4 protein-coding genes are annotated in these 1883 nt (G+C 29.5%); all 4 read left to right on the plus strand.

Annotated elements, in window-relative coordinates; translation table 11 throughout:
* Window positions 1-289, plus strand: a 289-nt coding sequence (locus VK998_RS00965) for a hypothetical protein (protein ID WP_325224465.1), incomplete at its 5' end; no start/stop codon positions are given.
* Between the two features lies 1 nt (window position 290).
* The gene (locus tag VK998_RS00970; RefSeq protein ID WP_325224467.1) at window positions 291-476 is read left to right on the plus strand and encodes a hypothetical protein; all 186 of its coding nucleotides are present in this window, start codon (window positions 291-293) and stop codon (window positions 474-476) included.
* A gap of 12 nt (window positions 477-488) precedes the next feature.
* Entirely contained in the window at window positions 489-779 is a 291-nt protein-coding gene (locus tag VK998_RS00975; protein ID WP_325224470.1) for a hypothetical protein, read from the plus strand.
* Between the two features lie 31 nt (window positions 780-810).
* Window positions 811-1883 (plus strand): hypothetical protein (locus VK998_RS00980; RefSeq protein ID WP_325224471.1); only part of this gene is annotated, 1073 nt, incomplete at its 3' end.

Consider the following 1883-nt stretch of genomic DNA (forward strand, 5'->3'; position numbering starts at 1 on the left):
TGATAAAGTTGGTGAGATGGATTTGTTAACTCAAGACTATCTTCATATGTTGGAGATAGTCCCCCTTAGTGGGAACGAAAGGTCTAAAATTGCCACACAGCTTAAAAACACTAGATTAGAACGTAGGAAACATAAAGATAACGTGGAATTATTGAAACCTCTTGTGAATTGTTTAGACAAGCATAGTAGAACAATTAAGGATTTAGAACAAGTGTTAGGACAGATAAGAAAAATAGAAGAAAAACAGAAGAATAGAATTTATACACCTAGAATATTGAAGGAGGATTAAGATGTCTTTTAAAGAATATATGAAAACGCTAATATTATTAATTCCAATATTTATATTAGCATTAATTATTGGTCTTGGAATTTCTAAATTATCTTTTAATTGGATATTGTTCCCAATAATATATCTTATACTACTTCCATTTATTTTTATTAAATATTTTGAATGGATAATCAATAAGTTTTATTAGGAGAGTGATAAATTGAGTTATTATAATAGTTATGTAAACCATATGATGAGACTATATTATAAAACTGATGGTAAAGATTTAAGAACTGATATAAATAAGTTAAATTACAATATTGCTAAGAGAGTTATTGAGAGTTTTCCAACATATGAACAAGCTATATTAACAGATATATTGTTACCGGATAAACCAATTCATAAAAATGTTGAAAATGTATCCATAGAATATAATATTTTAGAAGACGCCGTGTGGGATTTATTAAATGAAGTAACAAATAAAATAGCAAAAGAGAGAGGGTTAATATGAGTTTTATAAATTGGATTGGGGTGATTAGAATTTGAGATATGTTAAACTTGCTAAAGGTGGTAAAAATCCCATAGAAAAATTAAGAAACGGTGGACACGAGTTGGAAGAAGTGCAAGACTACCCTGATTTAGGAGTGTTAATTCCAGAGCCTTTTGTGGTTCTGGATTTTGACACAAAATCTGATGGTGAAAAAATGTTAAAAATTGCTAAGGGTGAAGGATTAAAAACTAGAATAATGGAAACCGATAATGGATACCACTTCTGGTTTAAATCTGAAAATATAATGAAGAACTTTGTAAAGCACCCTTTAGCTTGTGGTTTAGTGGCAGATTGTAGGAGTTGGGGGAAATGGGGTTATACAGTAGTTAAGAGGGGAGGGGTATGGCGTAATTGGCTACAACCAATGGAAGATGATGAAATTCAATATATTCCAAAATGGTTAACATCTGTTGTTAAGATAGATGTTGATTTTAAAAAAATGGAAAATGGAGACGGTCGAAATAATGCATTATTTGAGTATATTATAGATTTGCAAAAACAAGGTTTTACTAAAGATGAAATTAAAGAAACTTTCAATATTATCAATAAATATGTCTTAAAAGAACCATTAGACGATAAAGAATTAAACGAACAAATTTTAAGAGATGATGCTTTTGTAGATTTAGGTAGTGGATATGGCACTTGGAGAAATGAAAAAGGACAGATTCAACATAACCTATTTGCAGAAGCAATATTGGAAGAATACGATATTATCACCTCTAATGACCAAATATATATTTACAATAATGGATATTATCAGAGGAATGATAATTTAATAGAAAACAAAATGTTAGAGATGGCTCCAGATATTAGGTCTCATATGAGAAATGAAGTCTTATCATACATTAAAATAAAGACCAATCGAGATGTGAATAGGGTTGAGTTTCCATACATTATTAATATTGAAAATGGTAGGTTAGATGTTAGAAACCGTGTTTTATATGAACATTCTCCAAGATACGTTGAATTTGAAAGAGTACCTGTCAAATATAATCCAGAAGCATATAATGAAGATGTGGATAAAATGTTAGATAAAGTATTTTGTAATGATAAAGAGGTACGAGC

This window comes from Schnuerera sp. (genome assembly GCF_035459645.1).
Taxonomy (GTDB): domain Bacteria; phylum Bacillota; class Clostridia; order Tissierellales; family Tepidimicrobiaceae; genus Schnuerera.